This is a genomic window from Streptomyces lydicus (assembly GCF_001729485.1).
In the GTDB taxonomy this organism is placed as follows: Bacteria; Actinomycetota; Actinomycetes; order Streptomycetales; family Streptomycetaceae; genus Streptomyces; species Streptomyces lydicus_D.
The window spans coordinates 2,153,419-2,172,257 of sequence record NZ_CP017157.1 but is presented as its reverse complement, the minus strand read 5'-3'; the positions used below and the strand labels follow the sequence as shown (position 1 = coordinate 2,172,257).

The 18,839-nt window shown below is 69.6% G+C and carries 13 protein-coding genes and 1 tRNA gene; 10 read left to right on the top strand and 4 right to left on the bottom strand.

The features are described from left to right. Nucleotides 1–546 precede the first annotated feature (546 nt). Entirely contained in the window at nucleotides 547–3,285 is a 2,739-nt protein-coding gene (gene polA, locus SL103_RS09320; RefSeq protein ID WP_069568262.1) for a DNA polymerase I, read from the bottom strand. Nucleotides 3,286–3,553: 268 nt separating this feature from the next. Between polA and SL103_RS09315 the strand changes: the two genes are divergently transcribed. The 7 genes from SL103_RS09315 to SL103_RS09285 all read left to right on the top strand — a co-directional run bounded on the left by SL103_RS09315 (nucleotide 3,554) and on the right by SL103_RS09285 (nucleotide 12,642). After that, a complete protein-coding gene (locus SL103_RS09315; protein WP_069568261.1) occupies nucleotides 3,554–5,839 on the top strand; it encodes an FdhF/YdeP family oxidoreductase in 2,286 nt (761 codons plus the stop codon). Nucleotides 5,840–5,969: 130 nt separating this feature from the next. Beyond that, nucleotides 5,970–6,443 carry a PaaI family thioesterase gene (locus SL103_RS09310; RefSeq protein WP_069568260.1) on the top strand — a complete coding sequence of 158 codons (474 nt, stop codon included), beginning with the start codon at nucleotides 5,970–5,972 and terminating at the stop codon, nucleotides 6,441–6,443. Nucleotides 6,444–6,954: 511 nt separating this feature from the next. Beyond that, the gene (locus SL103_RS09305) at nucleotides 6,955–8,175 is read left to right on the top strand and encodes a branched-chain amino acid ABC transporter substrate-binding protein (RefSeq protein WP_069568259.1); all 1,221 of its coding nucleotides are present in this window, start codon (nucleotides 6,955–6,957) and stop codon (nucleotides 8,173–8,175) included. A gap of 126 nt (nucleotides 8,176–8,301) precedes the next feature. After that, nucleotides 8,302–9,231 (top strand): branched-chain amino acid ABC transporter permease, encoded by a 930-nt coding sequence (locus SL103_RS09300; protein WP_069568258.1) that lies wholly within the window; start codon nucleotides 8,302–8,304, stop codon nucleotides 9,229–9,231. A 5-nt stretch (nucleotides 9,232–9,236) separates the two neighbouring features. Continuing rightward, on the top strand, nucleotides 9,237–11,027 hold the full coding sequence (locus SL103_RS09295; RefSeq protein WP_069568257.1) for a branched-chain amino acid ABC transporter permease: 1,791 nt from the start codon (nucleotides 9,237–9,239) through the stop codon (nucleotides 11,025–11,027). A gap of 5 nt (nucleotides 11,028–11,032) precedes the next feature. Beyond that, nucleotides 11,033–11,929 (top strand): ABC transporter ATP-binding protein, encoded by an 897-nt coding sequence (locus SL103_RS39185; RefSeq protein ID WP_069573560.1) that lies wholly within the window; start codon nucleotides 11,033–11,035, stop codon nucleotides 11,927–11,929. Next, entirely contained in the window at nucleotides 11,926–12,642 is a 717-nt protein-coding gene (locus SL103_RS09285; RefSeq protein ID WP_069568256.1) for an ABC transporter ATP-binding protein, read from the top strand. The genes SL103_RS39185 and SL103_RS09285 overlap by 4 nt, the downstream gene beginning before the upstream one ends. A gap of 82 nt (nucleotides 12,643–12,724) precedes the next feature. Here the strand turns inward: SL103_RS09285 and SL103_RS09280 are convergent, their stop codons facing one another. Then, nucleotides 12,725–13,378 carry an ANTAR domain-containing response regulator gene (locus SL103_RS09280; RefSeq protein WP_069568255.1) on the bottom strand — a complete coding sequence of 218 codons (654 nt, stop codon included), beginning with the start codon at nucleotides 13,376–13,378 and terminating at the stop codon, nucleotides 12,725–12,727. Between the two features lie 90 nt (nucleotides 13,379–13,468). On the opposite strand from SL103_RS09280, the gene SL103_RS09275 reads away from it, so the two are divergent. Then, nucleotides 13,469–13,551, top strand: a tRNA-Leu gene (locus SL103_RS09275). Between the two features lie 85 nt (nucleotides 13,552–13,636). Further along, complete coding sequence (locus tag SL103_RS09270) at nucleotides 13,637–14,428, top strand: hypothetical protein (RefSeq protein WP_069568254.1); 792 nt, start codon at nucleotides 13,637–13,639, stop codon at nucleotides 14,426–14,428. Between the two features lie 51 nt (nucleotides 14,429–14,479). Here SL103_RS09270 and pyk read toward each other — a convergent pair whose 3' ends face one another. Both pyk and SL103_RS09260 read right to left on the bottom strand, forming a co-directional pair. Beyond that, a complete protein-coding gene (gene pyk / locus SL103_RS09265; RefSeq protein ID WP_069568253.1) occupies nucleotides 14,480–15,916 on the bottom strand; it encodes a pyruvate kinase in 1,437 nt (478 codons plus the stop codon). A gap of 145 nt (nucleotides 15,917–16,061) precedes the next feature. After that, nucleotides 16,062–16,814, bottom strand: coding sequence for an SIMPL domain-containing protein (locus SL103_RS09260; RefSeq protein WP_069568252.1), 753 nt, complete (start codon nucleotides 16,812–16,814; stop codon nucleotides 16,062–16,064). 175 nt (nucleotides 16,815–16,989) lie between these two features. Between SL103_RS09260 and SL103_RS09255 the strand changes: the two genes are divergently transcribed. Continuing rightward, nucleotides 16,990–18,795, top strand: coding sequence for a bifunctional metallophosphatase/5'-nucleotidase (locus SL103_RS09255; protein WP_069568251.1), 1,806 nt, complete (start codon nucleotides 16,990–16,992; stop codon nucleotides 18,793–18,795). Nucleotides 18,796–18,839 lie beyond the last annotated feature (44 nt).

The following is an 18,839-nucleotide window of genomic DNA, read 5'->3' as shown; positions in this document are numbered from 1 at the left end:
CCGACCGAGCCGGCGCGGAGTGACGTTCCGTACGGACCGTGCCGGCCGTACTGCGCTCGGCGTCCGGCCGACGGGGCTGGGGCCCTGGCCGATCTGTCCGAGCGGGCAGGGTCTCTGGCCGAACTGTCCGAGCGGGGCAAAGGGGCTGCCTCTGGCCGATCTGTCCGGCTGGGCCGGACCTCTGCCTGGACTGAACGGGGCAGGACCTCTGACCGATGTGTCCGCTGTGTCCGCGTGGGCAGGTGCCGTGACCGGCGGAGCCGGTGCCCTGTCCGGGCCCGCGCGGCGTGCGGCCCGGACAGGGCACCGGCCGGCGCGCGGCCCGGTCGGGGCGGCCGGCGCACGGCCCGGTCGTTCCGGGCGCCGCGCGGCTCGGTCGGTCCGGCCTGTCCGGACAGTACGGAAGGCCGGTCCGGGCAGTACGGACAGCGATCCTGGACAGTACGGCCGGCCATCCCGGACAGTACGGCCGGCCCGAGCAGCCCGGCCCCCCGGAAGGCACGGGCGATCAGTGCGGGGAAGCCCGGTCGGCGCGGGGAAGCCCGGTCAGTGCGCTGCGGATTCCCAGTCCTTGCCGTAGCCGACGGAGACGTCGAGGGGGGCGCGCAGGGCGACGGCTCCGGCCATTTCGCGGCGGATCAGTTCCTCGAGTTCCTTGCGTTCGCCGTGGGCGACCTCGACGACGATTTCGTCGTGGACCTGGAGCAGCAGCCGGGATTCCAGCTCGGCGGTGCGCAGGGCGGCGTCGACCCGCAGCATCGCGATCTTGACGATGTCGGCGGCGGTGCCCTGGATGGGGGCGTTCAGCGCCATCCGTTCGGCCATTTCGCGGCGCTGGCGGTTGTCGCTGTTGAGGTCGGGGAGGTAGCGGCGGCGGCCGAGCATGGTCTCGGTGTAGCCGGTGGCGCGGGCTTCCTCGACGACGCGCCGGAGGTAGTCGCGCACTCCGCCGAACCGCTCGAAGTAGTTGTCCATCAGCTTGCGGGCCTCGTCGGGCTGGATGCCCAGCTGCTGGGAGAGGCCGAAGGCGGACAGGCCGTAGGCGAGGCCGTAGGACATGGCCTTGATCTTGCGGCGCATCTCGGCGTCGACGTGGGTCTTGGCGACGGAGAAGACCTGGGAGGCGACGGTGGTGTGCAGGTCCTCGCCGGAGGTGAAGGCTTCGATCAGGCCCTCGTCCTCGGAGAGGTGGGCCATGACCCGCAGTTCGATCTGGCTGTAGTCGGCGGTGAGGAGGGATTCGAAGCCTTCGCCGACGACGAAGCCGCGGCGGATGGCCCGGCCTTCGTCCGTGCGCACGGGGATGTTCTGGAGGTTGGGGTCGGTGGAGGACAGTCGGCCGGTGGCCGCCACGGTCTGGTTGAAGGTGGTGTGGATCCGGCCGTCCGCGCCGATGGTCTTGATCAGGCCCTCGACGGTGGTGCGGAGCTTGGCCTGCTCGCGGTGGCGGAGCATGATCACGGGGAGTTCGTTGTCGGTCTGTGCGGCCAGCCAGGCGAGTGCGTCGGCGTCCGTGGTGTAGCCGGTCTTGGTCTTCTTGGTCTTGGGCAGGCCCAGTTCGCCGAAGAGGACTTCCTGGAGCTGCTTGGGCGAGCCGAGGTTGAATTCGTGGCCGGCGGCGGCGTGGGCTTCCTGGACGGCCTGCTGCACGGCGCCGGCGAACTGTGCCTCCATGCGCTCCAGCCAGCCGCGGTCGGCGGCGATGCCGGCGCGCTCCATGCGGGCGAGGAGTTCGCCGGTGGGGAGTTCCACGTCGCGCAGCAGCTCGGCGGCGCCGACCTCGGCGAGCTTCGTCTCGAAGGCGGTGCCCAGGTCGAGGACGGTGCGGGCCTGGCCCATCAGGGCGTCCGCCTCGGCCTGCTCGTCGGCGCCGAAGGCGAGCTGTCCGTCGCCGGCCGCGGCGGGCGCGAGGTCGCGGCCGAGGTATTCGACGGAGAGGGCGTCCAGGGCGAAGGAGCGGCGGCCGGGCTTGACGAGGTAGGCGGCGAGGGCGGTGTCCATGGTGACGCCGTCGATGCGCCAGCCGTGTTCGCCGAAGACCCGCATGAGGCCCTTGGTGTTGTGCATCACCTTGGGGCGGTCGGGGTCGGCGCTCCAGGCGGCGAAGGCTTGCTCGTCGGTCTCGTCGAGCTGGGCGGGGTCGAACCAGACGGCGGGGCCGTCGGCGGCGGCCAGGGCGATCTCGGCGACGCTGCCGCTGCCCAGGCTCCAGACGTCGACGGTGGCGACGCCCAGGGGGCCGGTGGCGTGTTCGGTCAGCCACGGTGCGAGTTCGCCGGGGCCGGCGATGACGCCGTCGACCTCGATGCCGGCGGCCGGGGCGGGCTGGTCGGTGGCTTCCGCGGCGCCGGGGTCGACGGCGTGCAGCCGGTCGCGCAGGCCCTGGTTGCGGATCTCCAGGCCGTTGAGGAAGACGGTGAGCGCATCGCGGTCGTAGGGCTGGCGGGTCAGTTCCTCGGGGCCGCAGGGCAGCGCGACGTCGCGGACCATTTCGGTGAGCCGGCGGTTGAGCTTGACGGCTTCGAGGTGCTCGCGGAGGTTGGCGCCGGCCTTGCCCTTGACCTCGTCGGCGCGCTCGACGAGTTCCGCGAACGAGCCGAACTGGTTGATCCACTTGGTGGCGGTCTTCTCGCCGACGCCGGGGATGCCGGGGAGGTTGTCGGACGGGTCGCCTCGGAGGGCGGCGAAGTCGGGGTACTGGGCGGGGGTGAGGCCGTACTTCTCGAAGACCTTTTCCGGGGTGAAGCGGGTCAGCTCGGAGACGCCCTTGGTGGGGTAGAGGACGGTGACGTCGTCGGAGACCAGCTGGAAGGAGTCGCGGTCGCCGGTGACGATGGAGACGTGGAAGCCCTGGGCGGTGGCCTGCTCGGTGAGCGTGGCGATGACGTCGTCGGCTTCGTACCCCTCGATGGCGAAGCGCTTGACGTGCATGGCGTCGAGCAGTTCGCCGATCAGCTCGACCTGGCCCTTGAACTCGTCGGGGGTCTTGGAGCGGTTCGCCTTGTAGTCGGCGTACTCCTCGGACCGCCAGGTCTTGCGTGAGACGTCGAAGGCCACCGCGAAATGCGTGGGCGCTTCGTCGCGCAGGGTGTTCGCGAGCATCGACGCGAAGCCGTAGATCGCATTGGTCGGTTGTCCGGTGACGGTGGTGAAATTCTCCACGGGCAGGGCGAAGAACGCCCGGTATGCCATGGAATGCCCGTCCATCAGGAGCAGGCGGGGGCGGTCGCCCGCCGCCGCCTCGGTGCCGGTCGCTTCGCTCTTCTTCGCTGCCTTTGCTGCCACGCCCCCGATCCTGCCACGCCCCACTGACAATCCCCGCCGTGCACCGCCCCGGCCCCGGCCCGCGCACCACCCCGGCCCGCGTCCGGGCGGCCTCCGGGCCCGCCGCCCGCCGCTCCTCCCCCGCCGTGACCGCCCCGGAATCCCGCCTGGCCGCGGCCCCCGATCACCCCCTGCCCTGCCGCGGCCCGGCCGTGACAGGATCTGCTGTGTACGGCAACGATCCGCCGCGCCCGGCGGAGCACCAGCTCACGGCTCGAGGGAGAGCGCCATGGCAGGCAAGCCGCCCGCGTCGGACCCCATCCAGGACGCGCCCCAGGTCAGCGAACCCCAGCACTCCGCCGTCGGGCTGCCGGCCATCACCCACGCGCTGCGCATCGCGCAGCAGCAGATGGGGGTGCGCCGTACGGCCCTGACCCTGCTGCGCGTCAACCAGCGGGACGGCTTCGACTGCCCCGGCTGCGCCTGGCCCGAGCCCGACAAGCCGCACACCGCGGAGTTCTGCGAGAACGGCGCGAAGGCCGTCGCGGAGGAGGCGACGCTGCGGCGCGTCACCCCGGACTTCTTCGCCGCGCACTCCGTCGCCGACCTCGCCACCCGCAGCGGTTACTGGCTCGGACAGCAGGGCCGGCTGACCCACCCGATGTATCTGGCGGAGGGCGCCGACCACTACGTGCCCGTCCCGTGGGAGCGGGCCTTCGACATCATCGGCGAGGAGCTGACCGCCCTCGACTCCCCCGACGAGGCCGTTTTCTACACCTCCGGGCGCACCAGCAACGAGGCCGCTTTCCTCTACCAGTTGTTCGCCCGCGAGTTCGGCACCAACAACCTGCCGGACTGCTCCAACATGTGCCACGAGTCGTCGGGTTCCGCCCTGACGGAGACCCTCGGTGTCGGCAAGGGCAGCGTCCTGCTGGAGGACCTCTACAAGGCCGACCTGATCATCGTCGCCGGGCAGAATCCGGGTACCAACCATCCCCGGATGCTCACCGCCCTGGAGAAGGCGAAGGCCGGCGGAACGAAGATCATCTCGATCAATCCGCTGCCCGAGGCCGGCCTGGAACGCTTCAAGAACCCGCAGACGCCGCGCGGTCTGGCCGGCGGCGGCACCGCCCTGACGGATCTCTTCCTGCAGGTGCGCCTCGGCGGTGACCAGGCCCTGTTCCGCGCGCTGAACCGGATGATCCTCGCCACCGAGGGCGCTGTCGACGAGGAGTTCGTCCGGGCGCACACCCACGGTTTCGAGGAGTTCGCGCGGGTGGCGCGGGCCGACGACGACTGGGACGAGACGCTCGCCGCCACCGGTCTGACCCGCGCGGAGATCGACAGTGCGCTGGAGATGGTGCTCGCCTCGCGGCGCACCATCGTGTGCTGGGCGATGGGCCTGACGCAGCACAAGCACTCCGTCCCCACCATCCGGGAAGTCGTCAACTTCCTGCTGCTGCGCGGCAACATCGGCCGCCCCGGCGCCGGCGTGTGCCCGGTGCGCGGGCACAGCAACGTCCAGGGCGACCGCACCATGGGCATCTTCGAGCGGCCCGCGCCGGCCTTCCTCGACGCGCTGGAGAAGGAGTTCGGCTTCGCGCCGCCCCGGGAGCACGGCCTCGACGTGGTCCGTGCCATCCGCGCGCTGCGCGACGGGCAGGCCAAGGTGTTCTTCGCGATGGGCGGCAACTTCGTGTCCGCCACTCCCGACACGGACGTCACCGAGGCCGCGATGCGGCGTGCCCGGCTGACCGTTCACGTCTCCACCAAGCTCAACCGCTCGCACGCGGTCACCGGCGCCCGTGCGCTGATCCTGCCGACGCTGGGCCGTACGGAACGCGATGTGCGGGGCGGCGGCGAGCAGTTCGTGACCGTCGAGGACTCCATGGGCATGGTGCACGCCTCGCGCGGCCGTCTGGAGCCGGCGAGCGGCGGGCTGTTGTCGGAGCCGGCCATCGTCGCGCGGCTGGCCCGCCGGGTGCTCGGCGCGCGGAGCCGCACCCCCTGGGAGGAGTTCGAGGAGGACTACGCGACGATCCGCGACCGGATCGCCCGGGTGATCCCCGGCTTCGAGGACTTCAACGCGAGGGTTGCCCGCCCCGGAGGGTTCGCGCTTCCGCACGCGCCCCGGGACAGCCGCAGTTTCCCCACCGCCACCGGGAAGGCCAACTTCACCGCCGCGCCCGTGGAGTACCCCGCCGTCCCCGAGGGGCGGCTGCTGCTGCAGACGCTGCGCTCCCACGACCAGTACAACACCACCGTGTACGGCCTGGACGACCGCTACCGCGGCATCAAGAACGGCCGCCGGGTGGTCCTGGTGCACCCCGACGACGCCCGCGAGCGGGGCTTCGCCGACGGGGCGTACACGGACCTGGTCAGTGAATGGACCGACGGCAGCGAGCGGCGCGCGGCAGGCTTCCGGGTGGTGCACTATCCGACGGCGCGCGGCTGCGCGGCCGCCTACTACCCCGAGACCAACGTCCTGATCCCGCTGGACCACACCGCGGACACCAGCAACACCCCGGCGTCCAAGTCCGTGGTGGTGCGCCTGGAGAGCCCCGGGCAGGACTGATCGCCACCGGGCCGGCGGACGGGACGCGCCCCCCGCGCCGAGCGGCCGCTCAGTGGCCTGATAGGAACGGGCGCGATCGACGACGATCACGGGCGCGACGACCGCGCGCGAGCGAACGGAGCCGTAGGACATGGGTGAGCACAGCACCACGAAGTTTCCGCAGGAGATCCTCGACCAGTGGGCCGGTCCCGGCCTGGACCTGCCCGCGCTCTTCTCCGCCGGGCACCTCGGCGAGCGGATGAGTGTGCAGGTCACCGAGGCCGCGCCCGAGCGGGTCGTCGGCACCATGCCCGTCGAGGGCAACACCCAGCCCTACGGACTGCTGCACGGCGGTGCCTCCGCCGTGCTGGCCGAGACCCTCGGTTCGGTCGGCGCCATGCTGCACGGTGGCCCCACCAAGCTCGCCGTGGGCGTCGACCTGAACTGCACCCACCACCGCGGCATCCGGTCGGGTCTGGTCACCGGTGTCGCCACGCCCGTGCACCGGGGCCGCTCCACCGCCACGTACGAGATCGTCATCACCGACGAACAGGGCAAGCGGGTCTGCACCGCGCGTCTGACCTGCATGCTGCGTGACGTCGACGCGGACGCGTACCGCGCCTGACGACCGGCGCGGGTGGCCCGCGCCGCCCGCTGTCACGGCCCCGCCCCCGGCAAAGGGGGGCGGGGCCGCGGTCGTCTCCGGACGGCGACGCCGTACGCACATCCGTAACGCTGCGTAACTTGTGCGCAATCCCGCCCCAATCCCGCGCCGTGGGCGCCGCCTCGCGGGGGCGTCGTCGTGCGGGGCGCATCCGATAAGCGGACGCGCCCGCCGGGCCGTTCGACCCGACCGCCCGTGGAAGTGCGAGTTCACCCTCCGCCCCGTGTTCGCTCGCGGGTGTAAGGACCATAACGGCAAAACGCTCATCGCCGGTCATAACAAGAGCGTCACATCATGGTCGGCGACTCTGCCGACGCGGCGAACACCGCTCTAGAGTCACCGCCAGTCACCGCGCCGCCGGGCGCGCTGTGAGCACGGACCCCTGTACCGCCCCGTACAGCCCGGCGCGCGAATCGGCCAGGCGACAGCCGTGGCCGCGCCAGGGAAAGGACTGATCGTGCGTCACCGTTCCTTGCTCATCCTCACCACCGCAGTCACCACCGGTGCCCTCACGCTCTCCGCGTGCGGCTCGCGCGGCGACGACAACAAGAGCGGCGAAGGCAAGACCACCGTCGTCATCGGCCTCGACGCCCCCACCACCGGCGAGCTCTCCGCGCTCGGCCTGGGTATCCGCAACTCCGCCCAGCTCGCCGTCGACAACGCCAACAAGGCCGGCGAGGTCAAGGGCGTCACCTTCAAACTCGAAGCGCTCGACGACAAGGCCCTGCCGAACGTCGGCCAGCAGAACGCCACCAAACTCGCCGGCGACAAGGACGTGCTCGGCATCGTCGGCCCGCTGAATTCCGGCGTCGCGCAGTCCATGCAGCAGGTCTCCAAGCAGAACAACGTCACGCTGATTTCCCCGGCGAACACCACTCCCGACCTCACCCAGGGCCCGGACTGGAGAAAGAACAACCGGGTCCGGCAATTCCCCACCTACTTCCGCACGGCCACCACCGACGAGGTGCAGGGCGCTTTCGACGGGCAGTACGCGTGGGAGAAGATGAAGGCCAAGAAGGCGTACGTCATCGACGACCAGAAAACCTACGGCGTCGGACTCGCGTCCTCCTTCAAGGACCAGTTCGGCAAGCTCGGCGGGAAGATCGTCGGCACCGAGCACGTCAGCCCCGACGACCGCGACTTCAAGGCCGTCGTCTCCAAGGTGAAGTCCGCCAAGCCCGACCTGGTCTTCTACGGCGGCGAGTACCCCGCCTCCGGGCCGCTCAGCCAGCAGCTCAAGGACGGCGGCGTCACCGTGCCCCTCATGGGCGGCGACGGCATGTACAGCGGCGACTACATCAAGCTCAACAAGAAGGCACAGGGCGACTACGCCTCCTCCGTCGGCAAGCCCGTCGAGGAACTCCCGTCCGCCAAGAAATTCATCGCCGATTACAAGGCGGCCGGATTCAAGGAGGCGTACGAGGCGTACGGCGGCTCCACCTACGACGCCACCTGGGCCGTCATCCAGGCCGTCAAGCAGGTCGTCGGTGACAACGACGGAAAGCTCCCCGACGACGCCCGCAAGAAGGTCGTCGACGCCATGAACAAGGTCACCTTCGACGGCGTCACCGGCAAGGTCGCCTTCGACAAGTTCGGCGACACCACCAACACCATGATCACCGCATATCAGGTCGACAAGGGCGCCTGGGCCTCCCGCTTCAGCGCCGAATTCAAGAAGTTCGACAAGAGCTGACCGACCGGCCGCACAGCAGCACCGACGACCCGGGCCGCGCCAGGACGCCACGAACGACCCTGGCGCGGCCCGTGGCACACCGGGACACCCGGAACCCCTTCACTCCCACACAACGGAGGCCCTGCGGTGAGCGAACTGCCGCAACAGCTGGCCAACGGACTCATCCTCGGCGCGATGTACGGGCTCATCGCGATCGGCTACACGATGGTCTACGGAATCGTCCAGCTCATCAACTTCGCCCACGGCGAGATCTTCATGGTCGGCGGCTTCGGAGCGCTCAGCGTCTACCTCGCCCTTCCCACCGGAACCTCGCTCGCCCTCGCCCTGCCGGTGATGCTCCTCGGCGGCATCGCGGTATCCGTCCTCGTCGGCATCGCAGCGGAACGTTTCGCCTACCGCCCGCTGCGCGGCGCGCCCCGCCTCGCGCCCCTCATCACCGCCATCGGCCTGTCCATCGCCCTCCAGCAAGCCATCTGGAAGTGGTACCCCGACGGCAAACAGGCCCGGGTGTTCCCCCAGTTCAAGGGCCACGCCTTCGAGATCCTGGGCGCCACCGTCCAACGGGGCGACATCTTCGTCCTCATCGCCGCGCCCGCCTGCATGATCGCCCTCGGCTTCTTCGTCGCCAAGACCCGCAGCGGCCGCGCCATGCAGGCCACCGCCCAGGACCCCGACACCGCCAAGCTCATGGGCATCAACACCGACCGCATCATCGTCCTGGCCTTCGCCATCGGCGCCGCCTTCGCCGGCGTCGCCGCCGTCGCCTACGGACTGCGCACCGGCGAGGTCCAGTTCCGCATGGGCTTCATCATGGGCCTCAAAGCCTTCACCGCGGCCGTCCTCGGCGGCATCGGCAATATCTACGGCGCCATGCTCGGCGGCGTCGTCCTCGGCATCGCCGAAGCCCTCGCCACCGCCTACATCGAAGAAATCCCCGGCATGCAGCAATTCGGCGGCGGAGCCTGGAAGGACGTCTGGGCCTTCGTCCTCCTCATCCTCGTACTCCTCCTGCGGCCACAAGGGCTGCTGGGCGAACGCGTCGCGGATCGGGCGTGATACCGATGACCACCACAACCACCACCCCCCGCGGCCTGCTCCCCCTCCCCGAACGCGCCGCCCGCCTCACCACCGCCGCCGGCGCCCTCGCCACCGCCGCCTCCACCGGCCTCGCCTGGACCTGGAGCAGCGACTTCCCCGGCGACCTCACCTACTACGGATCCCCCGCCGGCCTGCAGATCGTCACCCTCGCCGGCGGCATCCTCACCCTCCTCTTCGCCACCGCCGCCCTCGGCCTGCGCGGTCTGCAGTGGCTCACCCCGGCCGGCCGCAACGCCCCCACTCTCCTCGCCGCGCTGGGCACCTTCGCCGCCACCTGGTTCACCCTCGGCGCCATCGCCGTCCAGCTCGGCGGGCTGGTCAACCTCGAACCGGGCGGCGCCGTCGCCGGCGTCGCGGCCCTCGTCACCCTGCTCGGCGCCCTCGCCCTGCCCCCCGACCGGCCCGACGCCACCACCCCCGCCAACCCCTGGCAGCGCTTCACCGCGGCCCTCGCCGCCTCCCCCGTACGGCGCCGCACCCGCGAACTGCCGTCCTGGGCCGAGATCCTGGTCATCGCCGCGGCCTTCGCCGCCGGCCTGCTCGTCTTCACCTACGGCATCGACACCGACGACGGCGCGCCCTTCGTCGGCTACCTGCTCCTCGTCGTCCTCGCCGTCCCCGCACTCAACCGGGCCGGCCTCATCAACCGGCTCAACCAGCTCACCCGCACCCACCGCGGCGTCGCCCTCGGTGCGGCGTTCATCGCCGCCGCCTGCTTCCCCTTCACCCAGGACACCGACCAGTACACGATCATCGGCGCCAACATCCTGATCTTCGCGACCGTCGCCCTGGGCCTCAACGTCGTCGTCGGCCTCGCCGGCCTCCTCGACCTCGGATACGTCGCCTTCCTCGGCGTCGGCGCCTACGCCGCCGCCCTCGTCTCCGGCTCCCCCGAATCCGCCCTCGGGCTGCACTTCCCCTTCTGGGCCGCCCTCCTCACCGGAGCCGCCGCGTCCCTCGTCTTCGGCGTGCTGATCGGCGCGCCCACCCTCCGGCTGCGCGGCGACTACCTCGCCATCGTCACCCTCGGCTTCGGTGAGATCTTCCGCATCGCCATGCTCAACCTCAACGGCACCACCGGCCCCGACATCACCAACGGCGCCATGGGCATCCCCAACATCCCCAACCTGGAGATCTTCGGCTTCAACTTCGGCGAACCCCACGACATCCTCGGCATCCCCGTCGCCACCTACGGCAACTACTACCTGCTGATGATCCTCGTGACCGCCTTCGTCGTCCTGGTCTTCCGGCGCGCCGCGGCCTCCCGCATCGGCCGCGCCTGGATCGCCATCCGCGAGGACGAGACCGCCGCCATCGCCATGGGCATCAACAGCTTCCGGCTGCGCCTGCTCGCCTTCGCCCTGGGCGCCGCCCTCGCCGGACTCGCCGGCACCGTCCACGCCCACGTCGTCACCACCGCCACCCCCGAACAGTTCCAGTTCGCCGGGCCCCAGCCCCCCAACTCCGCGTTCCTCCTCGCCGCCGTCATCCTCGGCGGCATGGGCACCCTCAGCGGCCCCCTCGTCGGCGCGGCGCTGCTCTTCCTCATCCCCGCCAAGCTCGACTTCCTCCAGGACTACCAGCTCCTCCTCTTCGGCATCGCGCTCGTCCTCCTCATGCGGTTCCGGCCGGAGGGCCTGATCCCCGACCGCCGCAAACAACTGGAATTCCACGAAACCGGCCAACTCGACGTGCCCGACCAACGCCTCCCGGACACCGACGCCGCCCTCGGCGCCACCAAGGCAAAGGCGTGACGACCATGACCACACCACCCACCCTCGCACCCGCCACTGACAACGCCGCCGCCGGCGACGGCACCGTCCTCCAGGCCGACGGCGTCACCATGCGGTTCGGCGGACTCACCGCCGTCCGGGGCGTCGACCTCACCGTCAACACCGGCGAAATCGTCGGCCTCATCGGCCCCAACGGTGCCGGCAAAACCACCTTCTTCAACTGCCTCACCGGGTTGTACGTCCCCACCGAAGGCACCGTCAGCTACCGGGGCACCCGCCTCTCCCGCAAACCCCACCTCGTGACCCAAGCGGGCATCGCCCGCACCTTTCAGAACATCCGCCTCTTCGCCAACATGACCGTCCTCGAAAACGTCCTCGTCGGACGGCACACCCGCACCAAGGAAGGACTCTGGTCCGCCCTCCTGCGCGGCCCCGGGTTCAAGAAGGCCGAACGGGGCAGCGAGGAACGCGCCATGGAACTCCTGGAGTTCACCGGCCTCGCCCACAAACGCGACCACCTCGCCCGCAATCTCCCGTACGGCGAGCAGCGCAAGCTCGAAATCGCCCGCGCCCTGGCCAGCGAGCCCGGCCTGCTCCTCCTGGACGAACCCACCGCGGGCATGAACCCGCAGGAAACCCGCGCGACCCAGGACCTCGTCCTCGCCATCCGCGCCCAGGGCACCGCCGTTCTCGTCATCGAGCACGACATGCGCTTCATCTTCAACCTCTGCGACCGCGTCGCGGTCCTCGTCCAGGGCCAGAAACTCGTCGAAGGCACCGCCGACGTCGTCCAGGCCGACGAACGCGTCATCGCCGCCTACCTCGGCACCCCCGTCGACGACACACCGACGGCCGCCGACCCGGATACACCCGCGACGGGGGCAGCCGCCGCCGAGTCCGCAGAGAGCGGAGACACCCCATGACCGCACTGCTCGAAGTCGAGGACCTCCGCGTCGCCTACGGCAAGATCGAAGCCGTCAAGGGCATCTCGTTCTCCGTCGAAGCGGGACAGGCCGTCACCCTCATCGGCACCAACGGCGCCGGGAAGACCACCACCCTGCGCACCCTTTCCGGCCTCCTCAAGCCCCTCGCCGGAAAGATCACCTTCGACGGGGAACCCCTCAACGGCGTCCCCGCCCACAAGATCGTCGAACGCGGCCTCGCCCACTCCCCCGAGGGGCGCCGCCTCTTCCCCCGCCTCACCATCGCCGAGAACCTCAAGCTCGGCGCCTTCCTCCGCAAGGACACCGCCGGCATCGACGCCGACATCCAGCGCGTCTACGACCTCTTCCCGATCCTCGGCCAACGCAGCAAACAAGCCTCCGGCACGCTCTCCGGCGGCGAACAGCAGATGCTCGCCATGGGCCGCGCCCTGATGTGCCGCCCCAAACTCCTCATGCTCGACGAGCCGTCCATGGGCCTGTCGCCGATCATGATGCAGAAGATCATGGAGACCATCCGCGAACTCCGCTCCCAGGGCACCACCATCCTCCTCGTGGAACAGAACGCCCAGGCCGCGCTGTCCCTCGCCGACCGGGCCCACGTCATGGAGATCGGCCGGATCGCCCTCTCCGGCACCGGCCAGGACCTCCTCCACGACGAGTCCGTCCGCAAGGCATACCTCGGCGAGGACTGACCCGCGCACGGCCCGTCCACACGAAACGGCCCCGTACCGATCACTTCGGTACGGGGCCGTTTTCGTCACTCCAGGCAGCGCGCTAGTCCTTCTTCTGCTGCTTCTTCTCCTCGGCGTCCTCGATGACCGCCTCGGCCACCTGCTGCATCGACAGCCGGCGGTCCATCGACGTCTTCTGGATCCACCGGAAGGCGGCCGGCTCCGTCAGGCCGTACTGCGTCTGCAGAATGCTCTTCGCGCGGTCGACCAGCTTCCGCGTCTCCAGCCGCTGGGTGAGGTCGGCGACCTCCTTCTCCAGCGTCTTCAGCTCGGTGAACCGGCTCACCGCCATCTCGATCGCCGGCACGACGTCGCTCTTCGAGAACGGCTTCACCAGGTACGCCATCGCGCCCGCGTCCCGGGCCCGTTCCACCAGCTCGCGCTGCGAGAACGCGGTCAGCATCAGCACCGGCGCGATGCTCTCCTCGGCGATCTTCTCGGCCGCCGAGATGCCGTCCAGAACCGGCATCTTGACGTCCAGGATCACCAGGTCGGGGCGGTGCTCCCGGGCCAGGTCCACGGCGGTCTGCCCGTCCCCGGCCTCGCCGACGACGGTGTAGCCCTCTTCCTCCAGCATCTCTTTGAGGTCGAGACGGATGAGGGCCTCGTCCTCGGCGATCACGACGCGCGTGGTCAGCGGCGGGACGTGCGACTGATCGTCATCGGCGACGGGCGGCTCGGGCTCGGCGGCGCTCACGGGTCTCCTCGTTCCAGGCAGGTGGTGCCATTGCAGCCTACCTAGAGGCGGCTGTGGTGACGCACACGGTATGGTGTCTCTGGCCAACCGGCCGGGTTGGTGGAATGGCATACACGGATGTCTCAAACACATCTGCCCGAGAGGGCTTGCGGGTTCGAGTCCCGCACCCGGCACCTCTGAAAAAGCGGAATTCCGCGTTCTCGTGAATTATCCGCGACTTTTACTCTGCGCCTACATTCCGTCACGCAGAGTGATGTCATGAGCTACTTCCACGGCACAGACGTACGGCACGAGGCGCTCGCCCGGCTCCGCGCGGGAGCAAGGAACGCGGAGGTGGCCCGCGCGCTGGGCGTCCCCGTCGGCACCATCGGCTACTGGCGACACCTGGACCGCGCCGCACGCGGAGAGTGTCCGGGCGCGCACGACCCGAAATGCCCACGCTGCGACGGCCGCGACCTCGACCGGGCGGCGTACTCCTACCTCCTGGCCCTCTACCTCGGCGACGGCCACATCATCCAGTACTCGACGCACCGGGTACCGAGTCTCATGATCGCGTGCGGTGACGACTGGCCGGGCCTCATGGACGCCTGTGAAGCGGCGATGCGCGCGGTTTTCCCCGACAACTCCGTGTGCCGGGTGCGCAGGACCGGCTGCCACAACGTGAAGGTCTACTCGAAGCACTTATGGTGCCTGTTCCCGCAGCACGGCAAAGGCAGGAAGCACGAGCGGACCATCGCCCTCGAACCCTGGCAGCAGCAGATCGTGGACGCGCATCCCTGGGAATTCATCCGCGGACTCATCCACTCCGACGGCTGCCGGGTCACCAACTGGACGACCAGGGCGGTCGGCGGCAAACGCAAACGGTACGAGTACCCGCGGTACTTCTTCACCAACAAGTCGGATGACATCCGGCGGCTCTTCTCGGAGACCCTCACCAAGGTCGGCGTCGAGTGGACCGAGCTGGCGCGGGGGCGCGACCCGTTCAACATCTCGGTCGCCCGCAGAGCGTCCGTCGCGCTCATGGATCAACACATCGGGCCGAAGTACTGACAGGGACGGCAGTCAGGTACCTCGGCCCAGCAGGATCTTGTGCGGGTGGAGCTAGTCGGTGGTGTCGGATTTGCCGATGTGGTGGACGCGGACGAGGTTGGTGGAGCCGGGGACCCCGGGCGGGGAGCCGGCGGTGATGATGACGACGTCGCCCTTCTGGCAGCGGCCGATCCTCAGCAGCTGCTCGTCGACCTGGGCGACCATCTCGTCGGTGGAGTTGACGGTGGGGCCGAGGAAGGTCTCCACGCCCCAGCTGACGTTGAGCTGGGAGCGGGTGGCGGTGTCGGGGGTGAAGGCGAGCAGCGGGATGGGTGAGCGGTAGCGGGAGAGGCGGCGGACGGTGTCGCCGGACTGGGTGAAGGCGACGAGGAACTTGGCGCCGAGGAAGTCGCCCATTTCGGCGGCGGCGCGGGCGACGGCGCCGCCCTGGGTGCGGGGCTTGCTGGTCTCGGTGAGCGGCGGGAGGCCCTTGGCGAGGATGTCTTCCTCGGCCGCCTCGACGATGCGGCTCATCGTCTTGACGGTTTCGGTGGGGTATTTGCCGACGCTGGTCTCGCCGGAGAGCATCACGGCGTCGGTGCCGTCGATGACGGCGTTGGCGACGTCGGAGGCTTCGGCGCGGGTGGGGCGGGAGTTGTCGATCATCGAGTCGAGCATCTGGGTGGCGACGATGACCGGTTTGGCGTTGCGCTTGGCGAGTTTGACGGCGCGCTTCTGGACGATCGGGACGGTTTCGAGGGGCATTTCGACGCCGAGGTCGCCGCGGGCGACCATGATGCCGTCGAAGGCGGCGACGATGTCGTCGATGTTGTCGACCGCCTGGGGCTTTTCGACCTTGGCGATGACGGGGAGGAAGCGGTCCTCCTCGCGCATGATGCGGTGGACGTCCTCGATGTCGCGGCCGCTGCGGACGAAGGACAGGGCGATGATGTCGGCGCCGTAGCGCAGGGCCCAGCGGAGGTCGTCCTCGTCCTTGTCGGAGAGGGCGGGGACGGAGACGGCGACGCCGGGGAGGTTGAGGCCCTTGTGGTCGGAGACCATGCCGCCTTCGATGACCTTGGTGCGGACGCGGGGGCCGTCGACGCCGGTGACCTCCAGGGTCACCTTGCCGTCGTCGACGAGGATGCGTTCGCCGGTGGTGACGTCGGCGGCGAGGCCCGGGTAGGTGGTGCCGCAGAGGTGGCGGTCGCCTTCGACGGACGGTTCGACGGTGATGGTGAACTCGTCGTCGCGTTCGAGAAGTACCGGGCCTTCGCGGAATCGGCCGAGGCGGATCTTCGGGCCTTGAAGGTCGGCGAGGATGCCGACGCTGCGGCGGGTTTCTTCGGAGGCTTTGCGGACCCGGTCGAACCGCGCTTCGTGATCGGCGTAGGTGCCGTGGCTGAGGTTGAAGCGGGCGATGTCCATTCCGGCTTCGACGAGGGCTTTGATCTGCTCGTACGAGTCGGTGGCGGGTCCCAGTGTGCAGACGATCTTTGCTCGGCGCATGTTTCGACCCTATGACTTACCGGGCGGTAGGGAACTGTGAAGAAGTGACTGCTCAACGAGCGCTTGGTGAAAGGCTGTTGACAAGTAATGGAATGCGCGGGGACCCGCTCCGATGAGCGGAATTTCATCTTCGCGGGCCGGGATCTCACAGTGCGGGACGGGTCATCGTAAAGCGCGCATTGACGTTGGCGTAGACGGTCTGGCGCTGGGGTTCGAGGTCGAGGGCGGGAGCGGATTCCTGGACGGGGGCGCCGCCGTAGCCGGCGAAGGAGCGCATGGCGGGGCCGGCGGCGGGGGCGGTGTTCTCGGCGCCGAGGTCGGCGATTTCCAGGACGGCGTCGAGGCGGGCGCCGAGGGCCTCGGCGTATTCGCGGGCGCGCTGGACGGCTTCGTGGACGGCTTGGGTGCGGGCGGCCCGGTGGGCGGGTGAGTCGGGGCGCAGGGCCCACCAGGGGCCGTCGACGCGGGTGAGGTCGAGGTCGGCGAGGCGGGTGGTGAGTTCGCCGAGGGTGGTGAAGTCGTTGAGGGTGGCGGTGTGGCTGACGCGTCCGTGGTAGGCGCGGATGCGTTCGTGGCGGCCTTTGTCGGTGAGTTCGGGGGTGAGGCTGAAGGCGCCGGTTTCGAGTTTTTCGAGGGCGTCGCCGTAGCTCTTGAGGAGGGTGAGGGCTTGTTCGTTGCGGCGGGTGAGGTCGGTGAGGGCGGCTGTGCGGTCGGTGCCGCGGGCGCTGATGGTGACGGTGATGCGGGCGATCTCGGGGTCGACTTCGAGGCGGGCTTCGCCGCGTACGGCGAGGCGGGGCGCGTCGGGGGTGCCGTAGGGCAGCGGGGCGGGTGTGACGGTGGGGGTGGGGTCGATGGGGGTGTCTTCGATGGGTGCGTCGTGGGTGGGGTCGGTCATGGGTGGCTCCTCGGGGTGTGGGTGGGCGAAGGGTTGCATATCGGGGGGCGGTGGGGTGGGAGTTCGGGTGGCCGGGGTGGTGGGGGTGTTGCGGGCGGGCGTGCTGGGCCAGAATCTACGCGCGTTGCCGCGGGTGTGCGGTGAGGCTTTTCCGTGTCGGTTCAAGGGAGTTGGCATGTCGCTCGACCGTAGGAAGTTCCTGGAGGGTTCTGTGGTGACGGGAGCGGGGGTGGCGCTCGCGGGGGCCGGCGGGGTGCCGGCGGCCGAGGCGGCGGAGCGGCCCGGGTGCGGTCACGGGGCGGAGCGGTACGCGTTCACGGTGATGGGGACGACGGATCTGCACGGCAACGTCTTCAACTGGGACTACGCGACGGACGCCGAGTTCGACGACCGGGATCACAATGACGTGGGGCTGGCGAAGATTTCGACGCTGGTGTCGCGGGTGCGGCGGGAGAAGGGCCGGCACAACACGCTGCTGATCGATGCGGGCGACACCATTCAGGGCACGCAACTGGCGTATTACTACGCGAAGGTCGATCCGATCACGGATCCGGGCGGGCCGGTGCATCCGATGGCGCGGGCGATGAATGCGATCGGCTATGACGCGGCGGCGCTGGGGAATCACGAGTTCAATTACGGGATTCCGGTGCTGCGGAAGTTCGAGGAGAGCTGTGATTTTCCGCTGCTGGGGGCGAACGCGGTGGATGCCAGGTCGTTGCGTCCGGCGTTCCGGCCGTATGTGCTGAAGCGGTTGCGTTCACCGCGGGGGCGGGTGGTGACGGTGGCGGTGCTGGGGCTGACGAACCCGGGTATCGCGATCTGGGACAAGGCGCATGTGCAGGGGAAGCTGGCGTTTCCCGGGCTGGTGGAGCAGGCGGCGAAGTGGGTGCCGAGGCTGCGGTCGATGGGTGCGGACGTGGTGGTCGTGGCGGCGCATTCGGGGGCCAGTGGTACGTCGTCGTACGGGGATCAGTTGCCGTATGTGGAGAATGCGGCGGCGCTGGTGGCGGAGCGGGTGCCGGGGATCGATGCGATTTTGGTGGGGCATGCGCATGTGGAGATTCCGGAGCGGCGGGTGGTGAATGCGGAGACCGGTCGTGAGGTGGTGTTGTCGGAGCCGTTGAAGTGGGGGCAGCGGCTGACGCTTTTCGATGTGGTGGTGGAGTGGCGGGGTGGCCGTTGGGAGGTGGGGTCGGTCGGTTCGCGGGTGTTGAATTCGAATGCGGTGGCGGAGGATGCGCGGATCACCGGCATGCTGCGGGATGAGCACCGGAAGGTCGTGGCGTATGTGAACCGGGTGATCGGCCGGTCGAAGGCGGAGATGACGGCGGAGGCGGCGCCGGTGAAGGACACGGCGATTCTGGACTTCATCGCGTTCGTGCAGGCCGAGGTGGTGCGCAAGGCGTTGGCGGGGTCGGCGTACGCGTCGTTGCCGGTGTTGTCGCAGGCGTCGTGTTTTTCGCGTACGGCGCGGGTGCCGGAGGGGGATGTGACGATCCGGTCGATGGCTGCGCTGTATCCGTTCGACAACACGTTGGAGGCCCGGGTGCTGACCGGGGCGCAGTTGCGGGATTATCTGGAGTTCTCGGCGCGGTATTACGTGCGGACGGCGGCCGGGGGGCCGGTGGATCCGTCGGCGATCACGAATGCGGACGGGACGCCGGATTACAACTATGACGTGGTGTGCGGGGTCTCGTACGAGATCGATATCGCGAAGCCGGCGGGGCAGCGGATCGGGAAGTTGCTGTTCGAGGGGAAGCCGGTGGCGGATGCGGCGCGTTTCGTGTTGGCGGTGAACAATTACCGGGCGAGTGGTGGGGGGAATTTTCCGCATGTGGCGGCGGCGGAGCAGGTGTGGTCGACGTCGGACGAGATCCGGAATTTGATCATCGGTTGGGTTCAGGAGGCGAAGGTGATCGACGGGTCGGTGTTCGCTTCGGTGGACTGGCGGTTGACGCGGGACGGGGTGCCGGTGTTCTGAGGCGGGTGTGGGGCGCGGCGGTGCCGGGGGCGCCGCCGCGTCGG

Bases quoted from the DNA above. Each gene is read 5' to 3' on its own strand.
- SL103_RS39185 (WP_069573560.1), top strand. From the start codon at position 11,033: ATGACCACACCACCCACCCTCGCACCCGCCACTGACAACGCCGCCGCC.
- SL103_RS09285 (WP_069568256.1), top strand. From the start codon at position 11,926: ATGACCGCACTGCTCGAAGTCGAGGACCTCCGCGTCGCCTACGGCAAG.
- SL103_RS09310 (WP_069568260.1), top strand. From the start codon at position 5,970: ATGGGTGAGCACAGCACCACGAAGTTTCCGCAGGAGATCCTCGACCAG.
- SL103_RS09260 (WP_069568252.1), bottom strand. From the start codon at position 16,814: ATGACCGACCCCACCCACGACGCACCCATCGAAGACACCCCCATCGAC.
- SL103_RS09255 (WP_069568251.1), top strand. From the start codon at position 16,990: ATGTCGCTCGACCGTAGGAAGTTCCTGGAGGGTTCTGTGGTGACGGGA.
- SL103_RS09270 (WP_069568254.1), top strand. From the start codon at position 13,637: ATGAGCTACTTCCACGGCACAGACGTACGGCACGAGGCGCTCGCCCGG.
- pyk (WP_069568253.1), bottom strand. From the start codon at position 15,916: ATGCGCCGAGCAAAGATCGTCTGCACACTGGGACCCGCCACCGACTCG.
- SL103_RS09315 (WP_069568261.1), top strand. From the start codon at position 3,554: ATGGCAGGCAAGCCGCCCGCGTCGGACCCCATCCAGGACGCGCCCCAG.
- SL103_RS09295 (WP_069568257.1), top strand. From the start codon at position 9,237: ATGACCACCACAACCACCACCCCCCGCGGCCTGCTCCCCCTCCCCGAA.